The 18,128-nt window shown below is 70.6% G+C and carries 18 protein-coding genes; 10 read left to right on the top strand and 8 right to left on the bottom strand.

Annotated elements, in window-relative coordinates:
- The first annotated feature begins 35 nt into the window (after positions 1–35).
- Entirely contained in the window at positions 36–815 is a 780-nt protein-coding gene (locus AC1D2H_RS04515; RefSeq protein WP_478010042.1) for a sulfite exporter TauE/SafE family protein, read from the top strand.
- A gap of 43 nt (positions 816–858) precedes the next feature.
- Entirely contained in the window at positions 859–1,239 is a 381-nt protein-coding gene (locus AC1D2H_RS04510; RefSeq protein WP_478010041.1) for a DUF1801 domain-containing protein, read from the top strand.
- Here AC1D2H_RS04510 and AC1D2H_RS04505 read toward each other — a convergent pair.
- Positions 1,236–2,996 carry a hypothetical protein gene (locus tag AC1D2H_RS04505; RefSeq protein WP_478010040.1) on the bottom strand — a complete coding sequence of 587 codons (1,761 nt, stop codon included), beginning with the start codon at positions 2,994–2,996 and terminating at the stop codon, positions 1,236–1,238. The genes AC1D2H_RS04510 and AC1D2H_RS04505 overlap by 4 nt on opposite strands.
- Before the next feature lie 86 nt (positions 2,997–3,082).
- Entirely contained in the window at positions 3,083–3,661 is a 579-nt protein-coding gene (locus AC1D2H_RS04500) for an HD domain-containing protein (protein WP_478010039.1), read from the bottom strand.
- A gap of 206 nt (positions 3,662–3,867) precedes the next feature.
- Here AC1D2H_RS04500 and AC1D2H_RS04495 point away from each other — a divergent pair, with 206 nt between their 5' ends.
- The gene (locus tag AC1D2H_RS04495; RefSeq protein WP_477931948.1) at positions 3,868–4,026 is read left to right on the top strand and encodes a DUF3309 family protein; all 159 of its coding nucleotides are present in this window, start codon (positions 3,868–3,870) and stop codon (positions 4,024–4,026) included.
- Between the two features lie 3 nt (positions 4,027–4,029).
- On the opposite strand, the gene AC1D2H_RS04490 is transcribed toward AC1D2H_RS04495, so the two are convergent.
- From AC1D2H_RS04490 to AC1D2H_RS04480, 3 genes are all read right to left on the bottom strand, one after another.
- Positions 4,030–6,543: an ATP-binding protein gene (locus AC1D2H_RS04490; protein WP_478010038.1), complete on the bottom strand. Its 2,514-nt coding sequence runs from the start codon at positions 6,541–6,543 to the stop codon at positions 4,030–4,032.
- Between the two features lie 255 nt (positions 6,544–6,798).
- Complete coding sequence (locus tag AC1D2H_RS04485) at positions 6,799–7,590, bottom strand: ABC transporter substrate-binding protein (protein ID WP_478010037.1); 792 nt, start codon at positions 7,588–7,590, stop codon at positions 6,799–6,801.
- A complete protein-coding gene (locus tag AC1D2H_RS04480) occupies positions 7,587–8,213 on the bottom strand; it encodes an HD-GYP domain-containing protein (RefSeq protein WP_478010036.1) in 627 nt (208 codons plus the stop codon). Before AC1D2H_RS04480 ends, AC1D2H_RS04485 begins: the two co-directional genes overlap by 4 nt.
- Positions 8,214–8,373: 160 nt before the next feature.
- Here AC1D2H_RS04480 and AC1D2H_RS04475 point away from each other — a divergent pair, with 160 nt between their 5' ends.
- The 7 genes from AC1D2H_RS04475 to AC1D2H_RS04445 all read left to right on the top strand — a co-directional run bounded on the left by AC1D2H_RS04475 (position 8,374) and on the right by AC1D2H_RS04445 (position 14,278).
- Positions 8,374–8,922, top strand: coding sequence for a response regulator (locus AC1D2H_RS04475; RefSeq protein ID WP_478010054.1), 549 nt, complete (start codon positions 8,374–8,376; stop codon positions 8,920–8,922).
- A 14-nt stretch (positions 8,923–8,936) separates the two neighbouring features.
- Positions 8,937–9,671 carry a response regulator gene (locus AC1D2H_RS04470; RefSeq protein WP_478010035.1) on the top strand — a complete coding sequence of 245 codons (735 nt, stop codon included), beginning with the start codon at positions 8,937–8,939 and terminating at the stop codon, positions 9,669–9,671.
- 151 nt (positions 9,672–9,822) lie between these two features.
- Positions 9,823–10,284: a response regulator gene (locus AC1D2H_RS04465; RefSeq protein ID WP_478010034.1), complete on the top strand. Its 462-nt coding sequence runs from the start codon at positions 9,823–9,825 to the stop codon at positions 10,282–10,284.
- A 104-nt stretch (positions 10,285–10,388) separates the two neighbouring features.
- On the top strand, positions 10,389–11,954 hold the full coding sequence (locus tag AC1D2H_RS04460) for a DUF1800 domain-containing protein (RefSeq protein ID WP_478010033.1): 1,566 nt from the start codon (positions 10,389–10,391) through the stop codon (positions 11,952–11,954).
- A gap of 5 nt (positions 11,955–11,959) precedes the next feature.
- A complete protein-coding gene (locus AC1D2H_RS04455; protein ID WP_477931336.1) occupies positions 11,960–13,204 on the top strand; it encodes a DUF1501 domain-containing protein in 1,245 nt (414 codons plus the stop codon).
- A 130-nt stretch (positions 13,205–13,334) separates the two neighbouring features.
- The gene (locus AC1D2H_RS04450; RefSeq protein ID WP_478010032.1) at positions 13,335–13,691 is read left to right on the top strand and encodes a hypothetical protein; all 357 of its coding nucleotides are present in this window, start codon (positions 13,335–13,337) and stop codon (positions 13,689–13,691) included.
- Between the two features lie 83 nt (positions 13,692–13,774).
- Positions 13,775–14,278 carry a hypothetical protein gene (locus tag AC1D2H_RS04445; RefSeq protein WP_478010031.1) on the top strand — a complete coding sequence of 168 codons (504 nt, stop codon included), beginning with the start codon at positions 13,775–13,777 and terminating at the stop codon, positions 14,276–14,278.
- A gap of 6 nt (positions 14,279–14,284) precedes the next feature.
- Here the strand turns inward: AC1D2H_RS04445 and AC1D2H_RS04440 are convergent, their stop codons facing one another.
- From AC1D2H_RS04440 to AC1D2H_RS04430, 3 genes are all read right to left on the bottom strand, one after another.
- On the bottom strand, positions 14,285–14,884 hold the full coding sequence (locus AC1D2H_RS04440; protein WP_478010030.1) for a DUF6151 family protein: 600 nt from the start codon (positions 14,882–14,884) through the stop codon (positions 14,285–14,287).
- A 37-nt stretch (positions 14,885–14,921) separates the two neighbouring features.
- Positions 14,922–16,259, bottom strand: coding sequence for a DUF1501 domain-containing protein (locus AC1D2H_RS04435; RefSeq protein ID WP_478010029.1), 1,338 nt, complete (start codon positions 16,257–16,259; stop codon positions 14,922–14,924).
- A gap of 177 nt (positions 16,260–16,436) precedes the next feature.
- On the bottom strand, positions 16,437–18,077 hold the full coding sequence (locus AC1D2H_RS04430) for a DUF1800 domain-containing protein (protein ID WP_478010028.1): 1,641 nt from the start codon (positions 18,075–18,077) through the stop codon (positions 16,437–16,439).
- Positions 18,078–18,128: the final 51 nt, after the last annotated feature.

Raw genomic sequence — 18,128 nt, 5'->3', positions numbered from 1 at the left:
TCGGCAATGCCTGAGGATATGCGCGGCAGTGCGCGATGGACGCAGGCCGGCGCCGCGCCGACCATGCCGGCATGGATGACATCGAATGGTTGTCGGCCGGCATGCTGGCCTGGGTGGCGCTGACCTTCTTGCTGGCGGGCTTCGTGAAGGGCGTTTCCGGCATGGGCCTGCCGACGCTGGCGATGGCCTTGCTGAGCCTGCGCATGCCCGGCGCGGCCGCCGCGGCGCTGATGCTGCTGCCCGCGCTGCTGACCAATATCGCCCAGTGCCTGGGCCCGCATGGCGGCATGCTGCTGCGCCGACTGTGGCCGCTGTGGGCCGGCCTGGTGCTGGGTACGCTGTTCGCACCCGTGCCGGGCCTGGGCTCGGGCCATGGCGAGGCCCGCCGGGTGCTGGGCGTCGTGCTGCTGGCCTACGGGCTCTTCGGCCTCGCACGGCCGCAGCTGCCTGCGCCGGGCCGGCATGCGCTCTGGCTTGGCGCCTTGGCCGGCGGCCTCGGCGGCGCGCTGAGCGCGGCCACGGGCGTCTTCGTGCTGCCGCTGGTGCCCTATCTGCAGTCACTGCAGTTGCGAAGGCCGCAGCTGATCCAGGCACTGGGCATCAGCTTCACGCTGGCTGCGCTTTCGCTGGCCGCGCGCCTGGGAGGGCTGGAGGCGGCGGCGCCGCCCGACGCCGTGGCGAGTGGCCTGGCTTTGCTCGCCGCGCTGGCCGGCATGAGCCTGGGCGCCCGCCTGCGGCAGCGCCTGCCCGGCCTCGTCTTCCAGCGCGCGCTGTACGGCGTGTTCGCGCTGCTGGGCCTGCTGATGCTGCGCTGAAGTGGGTTTAGGCTTGAGCCTGGCTTCGCTTCGAGAACCCCCCATGAGCAAGACCCCCACCGCGCCGCCCGCCGCGGCGCTGATCGACGAACGGATTGCCAGCCTCGGCGGCTGGCGTGGCGAGACGTTGGCCGCGCTGCGCGCGCTGATCCACGAGGCCGACCCCGACATCGTCGAGGAATGGAAGTGGAGCAACCCGGTCTGGTCGCATGACGGCATCGTCTGCACCGGCGAGGCCTACAAGAGTGCCGTGAAGATGACCTTCCCCAAGGGCGCGTCCCTGGCCGACCCGAAGGGCCTCTTCAACTCCAGCCTGGAAGGCCATGTGCGCCGCGCCATCGACTTCAAGGAGGGCGGCAAGATCGACAAGCCGGCCCTGAAGGCACTGATCAAGGCGGCCGTGAAGGCCAACCAGAAGGCCTAGGGCAGACCCCGCTCTGCCGCGGCCTGGCGGACGAAGGCCAGCGCCGCTTCGCGCATCAGGGGCACGAAGAATTCGGGGTAGTCCACCGGGATGCCCCGCGCCTCGACGTCGTCGCAGCCCACCTGCAGCCGATACGCCAGCTTGGCCTGGCGCTGCCGGTCCTGGCCACCGAGGTAGTCGGTGGCGTTGCGCCAGGGTCGGACGGCCCGGGCCGGCTGCAATGACAGGGCCAGAGCCACGCGGGCCTGATGCAACGCGATGAGCTGGGGCAGGGGCAGGCTGGCGTCCACCTGCAGGATGTCGATCTGCGGTCCGCCGAAGAAGTAGTTGCGCCCGCGCCCCCGTGACGTGATGAGCTGGCGGCCATCGTCCAGCTCGGTCTCGACCTCGGAGATCTGCAGGGCAGCCACGGCGGTGCAGATCACCGTGGCATCGCCGTTGGCCGTGGACCAGGCGCCGCTGAGCGTCAAGGCGCCGAAGTGGCGGGTGTAGGCCGGCGTTTCCACCCAGGCCACGTGGGCCAGGCCCAGGGCCTGCACTTCGGCCTCAAAAGCGAGCAGGCGCGGGTCGATGTCGGCGCGAGGCCCGTCCCAGGCCTGGGCGCCGGACGGCTCGAAGGCGAGCAGGCCCTTCAGGCTGCGGGCCAGCTTGTCGGCCATGGCCTGCATTTCAGCCAGGGCCGTGGCGTCGGGGGTCTGCACCGCTTCGCGGATGGCGGGACGGGCGCGATCCCACTCGGCGCCGATCTCGTTCATGCGCTGTTGCATCTCGGCCTGCCAGTCCTTCAAGGCCTCGTGGCCGCGGCCACCGGGCAGCCGCTGGTTCCAGCCGGCCAGCGCGTCGTCCATGGCATCCATCTGGCTGCTGCCCAGCGCGGTGCGGCCCTGGCGGCACAGTGCGGCATCCTGGCGGGCCTGGGCGGCGCTGTCTTGGGCCTCCTGCGCGGCTTCGACGTCAGCCTGTGCTGCGGCCTCCCGGTCATGGGCCAGGGCCGCCTGCTCGAAGGCCTCGGCGGCGGCATCGAAGCGGCTGAGGCCCCGCAGCAGGTTCGCCCGCACCGACAGCAGCTCGGCGTCCTCCACGCCTTGCTGCGCCAGCTCGTCGATGCTGGCCAGCGCCCGGGCGGCGGCGCCGGCGTCGTGCAGCGCGCCGTAGACGTCGACCGCGAAGCCCATGGGCTGCTTGCCCTCAGCCAGCTCGAAGTCCGGCCCCTGGCCGCTCAGGCCCGCCCAGGCCAGCGCCAGCTGGCGGCGCAGGCCCGGATGGCCGGCATGCGCGGCGCAGGCTTGCAGCGCCAGCGTGAGCCTGTCCCAGGGTGCGGAGATGAAGTCGTCCGCCCAGCGCCGCAACAGCCGCTCCTGGAAGGCCGCGTCGGCCGACGCGCGTTGCGCCAGCGCCATCATCCGAGCGCGTGCCGCCCGCTGTTCCAACTCGCAACGGTCTTCGCCGTCGGGCTCGGCCGCATCTTCATCATCCACGGAGAAGAAAAAGGCCCAGCGGTGCTGCTTCAGCGCCAGATCCAGCGCGCGGTCCAGATCGTCGGGGCGCAGGCGCACCAGGGCCTGCAGGTCGGCCAGGTGCTCGGCGCGCATGCCGAAGGCGTCCGCCACCCGCAGGCGCAATTCGCGCAGTGCGCCGTCGTCGGGCGCGGCCGCGATGGCTTCACCAAGCTTCTGCCAGAGGGCTTCGCCATCGACGTCGGTGTCGTCGTTCGGATCGAGCAGCAGCGCGACCTGGCGTTCAAGATCCTGATGCATGGGGCCTCCCTTGTCGGCCATGCCGCCTGCGAAAGCGAATGCCTTCGCCTCGGCGTCATCAACCGCCAGGCATTGTGAGGGGCGCCTCAGGTTTGCATCGCCGACTTGTAGATGGACTGCCGCGGCCGCGCCATCAGTCTTCTGAGCATCGGCTCGAAGAAGGCCAGCGGCAGCGCCTCGGCCTGCGGGTCGAAGGCCGGGTTGTCATAGCGCTCGACGAACTCGGCGGTGCGCTCGAAGTGGGCGTGGCTGCGGAACTGCTCGCGCATGTCGCGGTCCAGGCCGATGTGGTGGAAGAAGTTGTGGCCCTGGAAGATGCCGTGCTGCTGCACCATCCAGAGGTTCTCTTCGGTCACGAAGGGCTTGAGGATGGCGGCTGCGATGTCGGGGTGGTTGAAGGAGCCCAGCGTGTCGCCGATGTCGTGCAGCAGCGCGCAGCAGACGTACTCCTCGTCGCGCCCGTCGCGGTGCGCCAGCGTGGCTGTCTGCAGGCAGTGCGTCAGCCGGTCGACCGGGAAGCCGCCGAAGTCGCCGTCCAGCAGGCGCAGGTGCTCGAGCACGCGGTCGGGCAGGGTGCGGGACATCCTGATGGCCTCGGGCACGATGACTCCCCAGTCCTCGCGGGTGCTTTCGTCCATGCGGGTGAAGCTGGCGCGTGCATTCATGTCGGGCTCCGGTGGCTGGCGCGGATTCTGTGCCGTCGGCCCGGCAGCGGCTGTCACGTCCGGCACTGTTCAGCTTCCTGGAGGCTCACGTGAGCGTCGAGTCCTACACCTGCCGCCCGCCCTTGCGCGGAGAGTCGGTGCAGGCTCACGGCACGCCGGCTCCGGTCGCGTCGCCTGAACCACTTGGCAATCAAGAGGAGATGGCTATGAGTCTCGGTGCAATTCTGCTGATCGTGTTGATCCTGCTGCTGGTCGGCGCAATCCCGACCTGGCCCCACAGCCGCGGTTGGGGCTATGGCCCCTCGGGCGGCTTGGGCCTGGTGCTGCTGATCGTGCTGGTGTTGCTGCTGATGGGGCGCATCTAGCGTCTATAGCGGCGCCGGCGACGTATCGCCAAAGCGCGCGGCGGGCAGGGCCAGCGAGATGACGGCGCCGCCGTCCTTGCGGTTGGCGGCCCAGATGCRCCCGTCGTGGGCCTCGGCGATGCGCCGGCAGATGGCCAGGCCCAGGCCGGTGCCGCCGGCGGCATTGCGCGTCGCGCTGGACTGCACGAAGGCCTCGAAGATGCTTTCCAGCTCGTCCGGTGGAATGCCCGGGCCACGGTCGGCCACGTCAACGCGCACTTCGTAGGCCTCTTGGTCGTGCCAGGCGGTCAGTTCGATATGGCCCTCGACAGGCGAAAAGCGGATGGCATTGGCCAGCAGATTGCGCAGCAGCTGTTGCAGGCGCCGCGGGTCGGCCAGCACGACGAGGTCCTCGTCGCCCAGGGCCATGGCCAGGCTCAGCTGGCGCGCGGCCAGCAGCGGCTCGAGCTCGCGCCCCACCTCCACCGCCAGCGGCCGCAGGTCCAGGCGTTCGGGCTGCAGCGGCTCGGCGCCGCGCTCGATCTTGCTGAGGTCGAGCAGGTCGTTGACGAGGCTGAGCATGCGCTGGCCGGCGCGGTGCACGTCGCCGAAAAGCTCGGCCAGGCGGGGCTCGGCACGGGCGCGCAGCACGCCGATCTCCGAGAAGCCGAGGATGGATTGCAGCGGCGTGCGCAGCTCGTGGCTGACGTTGGCGATGAAGTCGGACTTGGCGCGCGACGCGTGCAGGGCCGCGTCGCGGGCCGAGCGGGTGGCGCGCTCGGCTTCACGGAACTCGCTGATGTCCATGAAGCAGACGACGAGGCCCATCGGCCGGCCATGGGCGTCGGGGAAGGTGGACTTGCTCACGTAGAGATCGCGGCGGCGCCCGTCGCTGCCATGCCAGACGGCCTCGTAGTTCATCTCGCCGCCGCGGGCCAGCAGCTCGGCATCGCGGCTTTCATGCAGGGCTGCCTCGTCGGGGCGCAGATAGCTGGCGGCCTTGCGGCCCAGCACTTCGCTGCGGCGCCGGCCGGTGAACTGCTCCCAGGCGCGGTTGACGTCGAGATAGCGGTTTTCGCCATCCAGCACCGACATGGGCAGCGGGCTGCTGGCGAGCAGCGAGCGCGCGAGGCCGAGCTGGGCGCGCAACTCGGCCTGGGCGCGCACCAGGCCGCTGACGTCGGCGGCACTGCCCACCCATTCGAGGACACCGGCCTGGCGGCGCAGCGGCACCAGGTGGATCTCGAAACTGCGCGCCCGGCCGTCGGGCGCGATCCAGTCGGCGCGCAGCTCGTGCGGCCTGGCGTCGTGCACGTCGCCGGCCGAGAACAAGGCTGCCACGGCCGTTGCACCGCCGAACAGGTCCTGCAGCGGCCGGCCCAGCACCTGGGCCACCGGATGGCCGCTGAGGCGGGCATAGCCCTCGTTGATGAAGGTCAGGTGGCCGGCGGCGTCGGTGCGGAAGAGCAGGTCCTGCACGCTGCCGAAGATGGCGCTGAGCTCGCGCTCGCGCTCGGCCACCTGGCGCTGCGCCTGGTCGAGCTGCAGCAGGGAGCGCTCGCGCGCATGCTGGGCCACGGCACCCACCGCCGACAGCACCAGCAGCGCGGCGGCAAGGCCGATGGCCGGCAGGCCGAGATCGCGCATGGTGGACAGCCACTGGGCGTGCAGATCGTCCAGTGGCAGCTCGACGACGACGACGAGGGGGCGGCTGCGCAGCGCGCGGAAGGCGCCGAGCTGCTCGGYGTCGCGCAGGCCGGGGCCGTCCCAGCGGCCGTATTCGCTGCCGGTGCGCACGCGTGCCAGCGGCCCGGTGGGCCTTTGCAGCGAGTCCAGGCGTTCGCCCGCGAGGTGGTCGGCGCCGGCGGTGGCGGCGAGCAGCCGGCCATCCAGGTCGACGAGGGCGGCCGCGGCGCGCGTGTCGTTCAGCGTCAGCTCCTGGAAGGTGGCCAGCGCGTCGGGGTTGAGCAGGGCGGCGAGCAGGGCCGGGCGGCCGTCGGGTAACTTGATCCCACGCAGCAGCGGGATGAAGCCGACGCCGGGCGGCACGGCGGCCGCCGGACTGCCTGGTGCGACGCCGGCGAGGCCGGCCAGGCTGCGCGCGGCGACGAAACCGCCGAGGGCGTCCTGGCCCAGCGCCGGCCAGGGGCCGAGGCGGGCCGTCACGATCTGCGCGCCGCGGTCGGCCGGGTCGGCCGCGGCCAGCACGTGGCCGGCCTCGTCGAGCAGGGCGACGCCGCGCAGGAAGCCAAGGCTGGCCTGGGTCTGGCCCAGCAGGGCCTGCAGCACCTCGGGCGGCGCGCCACGCTCGGCCACGTCGGCCAGGCCGGCCAGGGCCAGCTGGGTGGCGTCCAGGCTGCGGCTGGCGTGGTCCTCGAGCACACGGGCGAGCAGGGCCTGGCGGGCGGCGGTCTCGGTCGTCAGTTCGCGCTTCTCGCGCCAGATGCTGTAGCCCGCGCCGGCGAGCAGCGTGGCCGCGAGCAGGACGCCGGCGCTGGCGATGATGATGCTTGGGCGCCAGCGGCTGCGGTGTGGCATCTCAGCTGCCCATTGCACATTCGCGCCAGCCCAGGACGCACGAAGCCGGGTATTGCGGGCCGAGCGCTGGGCCGCTCCCGAGCCGGCCCCACCGGCGATGTGCTCGCGGTTCGACGCCGCGAGCATCGCCGCCCCCTCGGGGGCTGAGGCCGGACACGGCGCGCCCAGTGGGCGCGGTGTGCCTGCCGAAGGGCTGCGGCGCAAGCTGCGGCGCGGTCTGCAAGACCGGCCAAGGTACGCCTTGGACGGGGGGCATCAGTTACTGCGCACGATGGCGCTGAGGCCGTGGCGTTTGGCGGCGGCCTGCAGCCGGCCGTCGCGCTGCATGCGGCTGACGAATTCGTCCACCGTGGCCAGCCAGGCGGCGTCGCCAGGCTTGACGGCATAGGCATAGGGCAGCACGAAGAAGGGCGTGGGCGGCGCGACGAGGCGGGCCCAGTCGGCGTTGTCCAGCAGTCGGCGGCTGTAGGGGTAGTCGGTCATGAAGGCATCCACGCGGCCGGCCTCGAGCTCGCGCTCGCGCGTGTCCGGCGGCCGCACGACGACGAGGTTAGCCTGTTTGAGGGCCGCCGCCATGACGGGTTCCATGAAGGTGCCGGCCTGCACGGCGATGCGCACGCCCGGGCGGTCCAGGTCTTGCCATTGCTTCACGACCCGGCTGCTGCGCGTGGTCACCGCATAGATGTCGCTTTCCAGGTAGGGCCGGCTGAAGCGCAGCACCTGGGCGCGCTGGGGCGTCATGCCGACGGCGAACATGGCGATGTCGCAGCGGTCGCGCTGCAGGTCGTCGACGAGGGTCGCGAAGGACGAGTCGACATAGACCGGCTTGACCTTGAGGTCGGCGGCGAAGGCGGCCGACAGGTCGATGTCGATGCCGGCGAGCTGGCCGGTGCGCGGGTTGCGCAGCGAGACGCCGTAGTAGTCGGGCCAGATGCACACGCGCAGCTCGCCGCTTTCCTGCACGCGCTGCGAGGCGGTGGCGGCGGGTGCCGCGCAGGCGGTGGTGGCGGCCAGCAGGCCGAGCAGCGCGGCGGCCAGCCGGCTCATGCCTGGGCTCCCGGGCGCATCGCGTTGACGTGGTCGCGCAGGGCAATCAGCTCGGTCGCGTGGCTCAGGAAGGCGGCGACGATGGCGGGGTCGAAGGCGCTGCCGGCCTGCTCCGCCAGCATCGCCAGCGCGCGGTCGTCGGCGCGGGCCGGGCGGTAGCTGCGGGGCATGGTCAGCGCGTCGAAATAGTCCACGACGGCAACGATACGCCCAGACAGCCGGATGGTCTCGCCCTGCAGCCCCTCGGGATAGCCGCTGCCGTCCCAGCGCTCGCGGTGGTGCAGCGCGATCTCGGCCGCGAGCGCGAACAGCGGCAGGCTGGAACCCGCGAGCAGGGCCGCGCCGCGGCGCGGTTGGGCCTGCCGGCGGTGGCGCTCCTGGTCCCGCGTCAGCGGCCAGGGCGGTTCGGTGCAGCTGTCGGCGGCGTCGAGCTCGCCGACGTCGTGCAGCGGGGCGGCCAGGCGCAGCTGGCGGGCGCTGTCGGCGTCCAGCCCCAGGCGCAGGGCCAGGGCTTCGGCCAGATGCCCGAGGCGCACGCGATGGGCGCTGCGGTCCGCGGCGGGTTCGGGCGGCGGCAGCGTCAGCGGTGGCGTGGGCAGGTCGAGGATGGCGGTGGGCAGCATGGCGAGCTCCTGGCAGATCTCGCATTCTCCGAGCGCAATCAGTTTTATCAAATATGCCGACTCGGCCATTGCTGGCAAATTCGGCAAAATATGGCGGGTGAACCGCGCCCCGACCGTGCCCGATACCTGTTCGACCACCGAAGCCGCCCAACAGCTGGGCATGGCGGTGCGTTCCGTGCAACTGATGGTGGATCGCGGCGAGTTGCAGGCCTGGAAGACCCCCGGTGGCCATCGCCGCATCCTGCGCAGCTCATTGGAGGCCTGGCTCGCCGCCCGCGCGGGTGCCGCGTCGACAGCGCTGCCAGCCGACGCACGGGCTGGCGCGCGGCCCGTGACGCTGCTGCTCATCGAAGACTCCGTGCACTTCCAGAACCTCATCAGCCTGGTCGTCAAGCGCGAGTTGCCAGAGGCCGAACTGCATGTCGCTTCCGACGGCATCGCCGGCCTGGCCATGGCCGGCCGCCTGGAACCAGACGTGCTGCTCATCGACATCCTGCTGCCCGGCATCGACGGCGCGGCGCTGATCACCAGCCTGCGCTCGCACCCGCAGTTCGCGCGCAGCCGTCTCATCGTCGTCACCGCACTGGACGAAGCCCAGCGCGCGCCCTATGCCTTTGCGCTGGACGGTGTGCCGCTGGTGCACAAGACGGCCCTTGTCACCGAGTTGCCACGGCTGTTGGTCGAGGCCGCCCAGGCCCAGCCGGCCTGAGTGCGCACCCAGCAATGGCCGCGCGCCTGCTGCTGATCGAGGACGATGCGTCGATCGCCCGTTTCGTTGAATTGGCGCTCGAGGAATTGCCCGGCCATGACGCCGCCGCGCCCGCGGTCGAACTGACGGTCGTGCGCCGCCTGGCCGATGCGCGCACGGCGTTGGCGGCAGGCGGCTGGCAGCTCGTCATCAGCGACCTGATGCTGCCCGACGGCTCGGCCGAAACCCTGCTGGCCGAGGGCCTGGCGCAGTCGGCCGGCGCACCGCCCTGGGTGGTCTTCAGTGCCGGCGTGCACCCCGAACGCCATGCCGCCCTGGCGGCGCTCGGCGTGGTGCGCACGCTGCGCAAGCCCGTGCCGCTGGCCGAGCTGCTGGACACCATCGGCGAGTTGCTGGGTGGCCGCGGCGCCAGCGCAGCGCCCGCCGTGGCCGTCATCGGTGTCGACCCGGTGCAGCAGCATTTCGGCGGCGACCGTGGCCTGTACGAGAGCTTTCGTGCCGGCTGCCTCGAACGTTTCGCCGACGATCTCGCGCAAGGCAATGCGGCCGTCGCCAGTGGCGACGCGCCGGCGCTGCGCCGCGTCGCCCATGGCCTGAAAGCCGTGCTCGAGTTGCTGGGCCACCCCAGCCTGGCCGCCCAGGCCCTCGTGCTGGAAACGGCCGCCGCGGACTGGGCGCCGGGTCGCCCCCTGCCGGAAGGCTGGTTGCCGCTGTCCCGGGCCGTGGCGGAACTGCGCCGGCGCACTTAGGGCCCGCGACGCCGCGCCGGCTGGCCCTAGACCAAGCGCGCGGCAAGCGTCGCGCAATATTTGGCAAATCCTCTGCGACCCCACCCGTTCAGGGGCAGAGCATTGATCGTCTGTATTAATAGATTTGATAATTGCAGCAAAATCCAACGCCATGCTGCTATGCGCCTCGCCTGCCGACAACACCCCGACCGACCCGAACTTCGGCCGCCTGCCGGCTGCTGCTGAAGGGGCGGGCATGACGACCAGCCAGGTTCTCTACGTCGAAGACGATCCGGTCAACGCGATGCTGATGCAGGGCATCCTGGAGCTGCGCCCGGGCTGCAGCCTGCTGGTGGCCCGCAGCGGCGCCGAAGCCCGGCGCCTCGTGACGCAGGGCCGTGTCGACCTGCTGCTGTGCGACCTGCGCCTGCCCGACATCGGTGGCGACGAGTTGCTGGCCCAGTTGCGCGAAGCCGGCCTGCCCGAAGACGTGCCGGCTTTGCTGGTGACGGCCGAATCCGAATTCGTCGCCTCGCAGCTGGCGCGCCGCCATGGTTTCGACGGCTACTGGAGCAAGCCGCTGGACGTGGCAGCCACGCTGCGCAGCCTTGAGCACTGGCTAGGGAAGCGCTGAAGCTGGAAACAGCCTCGCCCTGACACAAATCTTTGCGCATTGGCCACAAGGCCTTGCGCCCTCGGCAGGATGCTTCGGTGAAAGACGGACACCGGAGACCGCCCATGAAAAACCGCCGCTTTGTGCTGAGCAGTGCCGCCGCCCTGGCGAGCGGCGTCATGCTGGCGGCGCGCCGCAGCCAGGCGGCGGTCGCGGTGGCTGCTCCGGCCCTGAGCGCCGATGAGCGCGCCCTGCATGCGCTCAACCGCCTCGGCTACGGCCCGCGCCCGGCCGACGCCGCCGCGATGGCCGCCCAGGGTGCCGACAAATGGCTGGAGCGCTTTCTCACCGAGCAGCTGGAGCCGCGCCGCCTGCCGCAGCCGGAAAGCCTGAGCACCCGGCTGGCGGGTCTGGACGTCCTCAAGCTCGGCCAGGCCGAGTTGCTGGGCCGTTACCGCGAGGCGGTCAAGGCGGCCCGCGAGGCCCGCCGTGAACAGGCCCAGGGCATGAAGGCCGATGCCGATGCGCTGAACGCGGTGCGCGAGAAGATCCGCCCCCTCGTCGCCCAGGCCGCGACGGCCCGGCTGTCGCGGGCGCTGCAGAGCCCGGCCCAGCTCGAGGAGGTGATGACCGAGTTCTGGTTCAACCACTTCAACGTCTTCGCCGGCAAGAACGCGGTCGGCGTCCTCGTGGCTGACTACGAACAGCGCGCCATCCGGCCGCATGTGCTGGGGCGCTTCCGCGACATGCTGGGCGCCACCGCCAGGCACCCGGCCATGCTGATCTATCTCGACAACGCCCAGAGCGTCGTCGCCGGCTATGAACCGCCGCAGCGCGCCCGCCGCTTCCTGGCCGAGCGGCCGGAGCTGAAGGCACGCGTGCCCAGCGGCCTCAACGAGAACTACGCCCGCGAGCTGATGGAGCTGCACACGCTGGGCGTGGACGGCGGCTACAGCCAGCATGACGTGACTGAGCTCGCGCGCATGCTGACCGGCTGGGGCCTGGACTCGCGCAAGGCCCTGGTGGGCGGCACGGGCGATTTGTTCGTGTTCGATGCGCGCAAGCACGACCACGGCAGCAAGACCTGGCTGGGCCAGACCGTGAAGGGCGCCGGCCAGGCCGAGGGAGAACACGCGCTGGACACGCTGGCCGCGCACCCGGCCACGGCTCGCCACCTAGCCGCCAAGTTCGCCCAGGCCTTCGTGGCCGACGACCCGCCGCCCAGCTTGGTGCAGAAGCTGGCCGACAACTTCAAGGCCAGCGGCGGCGACCTGCGCGAGTTCACGCGCACGCTGATCCGCGCCGACGAGTTCTGGAGCCGCGAGGCCTACCAGGCCAAGTTCAAGACGCCCTATCAATACCTGCTGTCCAGCCTGCGCGCTCTGGACCTGCAGCCGGCCAACCAGCAGAACCTGCTGGGCGCCCTGGCCCAGGCCGGCCAGCCGCTGTACGGCGCGGCCACGCCGGATGGCTACAAGAACACGGCCGCCGCTTGGCGCAACCCCGAGGCGTTGACGCAGCGCGTGCAACTGGCGACGACTCTGGGGCAGCGCAGTGGCATCAGTGCCGAGAAGCTGACCAGCACCCTCGGCGCATCGGTCAGCGAGCCGACACGTCGCACGCTGGCCAGTGAGCCCGCCGGACAGCAAGTGGCTCTCCTTCTCGCCAGCCCCGATTTCATGAAGAGGTGACCGCCATGCTGCGTCGTCAACTGCTGCACTTTGGCGCCTTCACCCTTGGCGGCCTGCCGGTGTCTCTCGTGCAGGCCCAGGGCCAAAACGGCGAGTTCAGGCAGAAAAAGCTCGTCGTCGTCATGCTGCGTGGCGCGGTGGATGGCCTCTCGGTCGTCGCGCCCTATGGCGAGCGCGAATACGCCGCCAGCCGTCCGCAGATCGCACTCGCGGCACCGGGCGCCGAGGACGGCCTCATCAAGCTGGACTCGCTGTTCGGCCTGCACCCCTCCCTGGCACCGCTGAAGCGCCACTGGGACGGCGGCCAGCTCGCCTTCGTGCATGCCAGTGGCTCGCCCGACACGACACGCTCCCACTTCGACGCCCAGGACTATTTCGAATCCGGCACGCCGGGCCGCAAGTCCACGCCGGATGGCTGGATGAACCGGCTGCTGACGGCCCTGCCGGGTGAGCCGGCGCCGACGCGCGCCATCAGCCAGGGCAGCACGCCGCCGCGCATCTTTGCCGGCACGGCCAGCGTCGCCAGCCTCGGCCTGGGCCCCAACGCGATGCAGCGCCGCGCCATCGACGACCCGCAGATGCAGGCCGGCCTGGCCAAGCTCTACGCCAACGACGCCCAGCTCAGCGGTACGCTGCGCGACACCTCGCGAGCCCGTGAGGAAATGAGCCGCAGCATGGCCGCCGCCGAGCCCAAGTCGATGGACCCGAGCGCCGACGCCGGCGCGCCGTCCGCACGCAGCTTTGCCGCCGATGCGCGCCGCCTGGGGCAGCTGATCCGCAAGGACGCCCACACCCAGCTCGCCTTCACGGCCGTGGGCGGCTGGGACACCCACGTCAACCAGGGCGCCGCCCGCGGCCAGCTCGCCAACCGCCTGGCCAGCCTGGGCGAGGGCCTGGACGCTTTGACCGCCGGCCTGGGCGACACCTACAAGGACACCGTCATCGTCGTCGTCAGCGAGTTCGGCCGCACGCTGCGCCAGAACGGCAACGGCGGCACCGACCATGGCCGCGGCAATGTCATCTGGCTGCTGGGCGGCCCGGTGGCCGGTGGCCAGATGCTGGGCGAATGGCCGGGCCTGGACGCCAGCGCCCTGGCCGACGGCCGCGACCTGGCCGTGCGCACCGACTTCCGCCAGGTGCTGGCGCCGCTGCTGCAGCGCCATCTGGGCCTGTCGGAAACCGCACTGGCAACAGTGTTTCCCCAAGCCCCGCAAACTTGGCGTTATGCAGACAAGCTGCTGCGTGCCTGAGGCATGCAGCAGCAGCGTTCAATCAGATGGGAGAACGACATGATGCGAAGCGCTTCCTCCTTGTTCGGGCTGTGCCTGTGGGGCGCCGTGCTGGCCTACTGCTTCCTCGTCGCGGTCGGGGCCTGAGGGCGTGCCCGTCGTCGACGTCCTCTGGGCCGGCGCCCTGCCGCCGGCTGCCGAGGCGCTCGCCGCTCATCTGGCCGACGTGATCGGCGACATCCTCGGCCTGGATCCCGGGCGGGTCTGGGTCAGGCTGGACGGCATCGGCCACTACGCCGAGAACGGCGGTCCGCTGGAAGGCGAGGCACCGGTCTTCGTGCGCATGCTGCATGCGCGCCCGCCGACGGGCGAGGCGCTGAAGGCCGAGATCACCGCGCTGACGGCGGCCATTGCGGCGGCGGCCGGCCGGCCGACCCATCTCGTGCATCTCGAGTACGCGCCGGCTGGGGCGGGGCGTGTCGCCTTTGGCGGCCGCCTCGTCGAATAGGGCACCCCACGAACGAAGTCGTCGCGGCGCATGACGTCTGCGTTGAGGCTGGCAGCATTCGCCAACCTCCCAACACCGTCGCCATGCACCCACTCCTTCCCGGTCTTGTTCTCGTGGCTTTTGCCTGCACGGCGCAGGCCGAATCCATGCAGAGCTGCGACGAGGCCGTCGTCCTCTACTCGGCGCCTCAGCTCATCCCGCTGAAGGACCATGTCACCGTCAAGCGCCTGGCCGCGCGGCCGGCGGCGCCGCCGGCAAGCGATGAGGCCGAAGACAAGCGCTGGGCACCGCAGCGCACCGCCGCCTTCACGCGGGTGACCCAGCCGGGGCTCAACGGACCGGACACGGTGGCCCTGCAGATCTTCTCGACCAAGACCCGCGCGCGCTGGCGCATGGACTTCGACCGCGAACTCGACAGCGTCGAGGCCCAGTGGCTCAACGAAGAGCTGCTATTCGTGCGCGCCTGGTGGGGACGCATCGTGTCCACCGACCTGATCTTCGACGTCGGCAGCGGCCGCTTCCTGTACGCGAAGGAAGCGAACTACGGGCTGCTGACCCAGCCCTGCGCCAAGCCTCAGCCGAAATAGCCGCCCTCAGCCCACCCGCTTGGCCGCCGCCAGTTCGGCGGTCGAGAGCACCTGGGGCTTCGCGATCGGAAGACCGGTCTGCGGATTGAAGAACGGACTGGCCCGGTAGGTCCCACGCAGACGCCCCTTGATGATCATGGCAAGGGTCTTGGCGATGCCGCTGAACATGCCGGCCGCCTTCGGCTTGCTGTCGCCCAGGGCGCCGTCGACGCCGACGCGCATCGTGACCGGTCCGAATGATTCGTCCACGGAGGGCCTGCCAGGGCCGAGGCCCGTGTGGATGAGGCCGACGAAATCGGCCTTCCGGTCCGCGAGCGTGTTGCCTATCGGCGTGCGGCAGCAGCTCGCATACCAGCGCAGCATGCCCTTGTCGGTCAGTCGGATGCAGGCCAGCCGTTGCTGGCCCTGCGTGAATACGACGTGGGAGGCCGGGACCTGGACGATGTCGGTGCCGCCCTGGCGGTCCAGCGCGTCCTGCGCGCCCAGATGCCGGGCAAAGGCCTGGCAGTCGGTGCAATGGCAGACGCAGCGATTGGACGGGCGCGTGGGCTGGAGCTGGCCGCGGAGCTGGCCGCAGCGGCACTGGATCGTGTGGTTGTCGGGCATCGGGCGGTTGTACCAGTCGATCCTTCCAGTTTTGTCATCAGCCGAAGTAACCGAGGTTCTTGACGCTGAAGTTGGCCAGGTGGGGGAAGACGCCGCCGAGGTCGGCTGCGCCGACGCCGAACCAGCTGGCCAGCGTCGCGCTCATCTGGTCCACCGACGTCGTCGGCAGCCAGCGGCCTTCGTCGCCGGAGTCGTCCGGCCCGCCGAGCACGAGCTGGGGCATGCGGCCATAGAGGCCGCCCTTGACGGCGCCGCCGAGCACGAACTGGTGGTTGCCCCAGGCGTGGTCGGTACCGCCGCCCGAGGCGGGCTGCAGGGTGCGGGCGAAGTCGCTGGCGGTGAAGGTGGTCACCCCATTGGCGACGCCGAGTTGCTGCATCGCGTCGTAGAAGGCCTTCAACGCCGGGCCGAGGTCGGCGAAGAGCTGGTTCTGCTGGTTGAGCTGGTCGTTGTGGGTGTCGAAACCGCCCATGCTGACGAAGAAGAGCTGGCGCGTGACGCCCAGGCCCGAACGGCCCTCGATCATCTTGGCCACCGTCAGCAGCTGCTGGGCCACGCCGCTGTTCAGGCCATTGAAGAGGCCGGCGACGCTGCCGGTGCCGGACAGCGCCGTGTTCAGCACATTGCTGGCCTTGACGGCCTGGTTGAGCACGCTGGCCGCGGCGCGTTCCTCGGCGTTGGCATAGGGCTGCTGCAGCAGGCTCTGGTAGAGCTGGTAGAGGGGGCTGGCGCTCGGGTTGTTGCCGAAGCCCTTGATCGCGAAGCTGGTGCCGGAGCCGACGGTCAGGCCGGCGTTGCTGGCGCCGTTCATGAAGACGTTGTTGCCGCTGACCGACAGCGCCATGGGCACCACGCCGTTGCTGGCCTGCAGGTCGGCGATGCGGCCGCCCCAGCCCGTCGCCGAGGTGGCCTGGTTGCCGCTGAAGGATTGGCCACGCTGCCATTGGTCCTGCTGGTCGTCGTGGGAGAACAGATTGCTCGGACGCTGCGCTCCTGAACCGTTGAACTCGGCCTTGGTCATGGGCCTCACGAGCGGGCCGACATTGGCCTGCACGGCCAGGTGGCCCTGGTTCCAGATGTCGGCCAGCGGCGTCAGGGCCGGGTGCAGGCCGACGCCGCCGCCGTTCAGTGGCGCGAGGGCCGATTGCGGCAGCGTCAGCCCGCCGGCACCGGCGGTGCCGCGCGCCCTGGCATAGGCAGCGTAGCTGGCGGCGTCGGTCGGAATGACCATGTTGTTGCCGTCGTTGCCGCCATAGAGGAAGACGCAGACGAGGGCGCGGTAGTCGCTGCCCAGCAGCGGCGCGGCCAGCGAGGGCAGGGCGGAGGCGCCGGCGAAGGCCGCGGCGTGGGAGAGCAGATGGCGACGATTCAGCATGTCAGTTCTCCGATTCGGAACGCTTGAACTTGCGGGCCGAGCGCTGGGCCGCTCCCGAGCCGGCCCGTCTGGCGATGTGCTTGCCGGTCGAACCGGCAAGCATCGCCGTCCCCGCGGGGGACCGACCAGGCTTGCCCGCGTTCAGCGGGGCGAGAGTGGGCGAGGGGCCTTTTCACTTCAGTTCTCCACCAAATACTCGGGTGACATCGCGGCGAGGAAGAGCGCGGCCTTGGCGCGATCCAGGGGCTTGGTGGCCGGTGCGATCTGCGCTGCTTTCAGCAGGGCTGTCTGCAAGCTGCTGCTGGCGCGGCCGGCGAAGAGCACGCGGTTGATCTCGGCGACGAGGCTGGCCGGCGTTGCCGCCAGGGCCTGCCAGCGGGCCAGGTCGATCTTGGTGCCTACCGAGCCGGCCACCGTCGGATCGGCCGCCACGCCCTTGCCGTTCAGCGCCGTCTGCAGCACGCCGCTCAGCTTGAAGGCGGCGCTGGCGTTGAAGACGCCGAAGGCCGGGCCGTCCAGGGCCGGGTTGTCGGGCAGGTCGTAGTCGGGCGGGAAGAAGTTGAAGACGCTGGCCGGGCTGTAGACCGTCTGGCCCAGGCCGGCGGCCTGGCTGCGCAGCCAGACGCCGTCGCTCGTGCCACCCAGCGCACGCAGCAGATGGGTCAGTTGCAGGATGGGTTCGCGCAGCTTGCCGAAGTTGGCGGGTGCCTGCGGCGTGAACGTCTCGGGATCGGTCAGGATGGCCTGCAGCACGGCCTTCATGTCGCCGCGCTTGTTGCGCTGGCCACCATTGAAGGTCGTGGCCACGCGCTGCACATAGGCCGGGCTGGGGTTGGCCGTGACGAGCTGCTGGATCAGCTGGCGGCCGATGAAGACGCCGACATTGGGGTGGTTGAAGATGTTGTCGATGGCCGCGTCGAGGTCGGCCTGGGCCGTCTGGCCGCCGGGCAGCACGGTGCCGTTGAGCAGCTTCTTGCTGCCTTTGTCATGGTGGTCGTCGAAGGCGACCATGGGCGCGTCGTAGTAGCTCGGGTTGCCGAACTTGTTCTTCGTGGCACCCGGCCGCGGCGCATAGGTCCAGCCGGTGAAGGCATGGGCGAAGCCTTCGACGGTGTCCTGGTCATAGCTCGGCAGCGGCTGGCCGCTGCTGTCGAGCTTCAGGCTGCCGTCGAGGTTGAGCTGCCACAGGCCGATGGAGAAGAGCTGCAGCACCTCGCGGGCGTAGTTCTCGTTGGGCTCTATGCCCTTGGTCGGGTTGGCCTTGTCGTTGTTGGCCATGTTCAGGAAGCGCCCCATGGCCGGGGACAGCGTCACTTCCTTCAGCACGTCGCGGAAGTTGCCGAAGGCGTTGCGCAGGAAGATGCGCTGGTAGTTGGCCATCGCATTGGGCAGCTTGATGACATTGCCCGACACGACCAGGATCTCCGACAGGGCCAGCGCCGTGCGCTGGCGCAGCTGGTCGGGCTGGTTCACCGCGTTCGCGAAGAACTGCACCTGCACCGGGAACAGGCTGTAGTTGTCGCGCTTGCAGGTGGCCGGCGAACCGGCGGGGCAGCCCTTGCTGGAGTCCGGGTCGACATAGGGCACGCCGCTGAAATCGGACGAGGCCAGATTGAATTGACCCGTGATCCAGGCCGTGCGGCCGCGCGCGATCAGGTCGCTGACCGCGGCGTCCGTCGGGCCGAAGCTGGCCAGGGCCAGAAAGCGCCGGGCTTCGGACTCGGTCATCGTGGTGGTGGTCGGCGGCGTGTCGGCAGCCAGGGCGGGCCAGCTCAGGGCGGCCAGCGCGGCCCACAGGCAAAGTCGGGCGAAGGGCATGGTGGTCTTTCGAAGCGGCGCCATCTTTGTTGGCGCCGCTCGTGTCGTCTC

The sequence above is a fragment of the Roseateles sp. P1_C1_2 genome (assembly GCF_056406535.1).
Note: the sequence above shows the minus strand (reverse complement) of the source record. Positions and strands in the feature narration are given on the sequence as shown.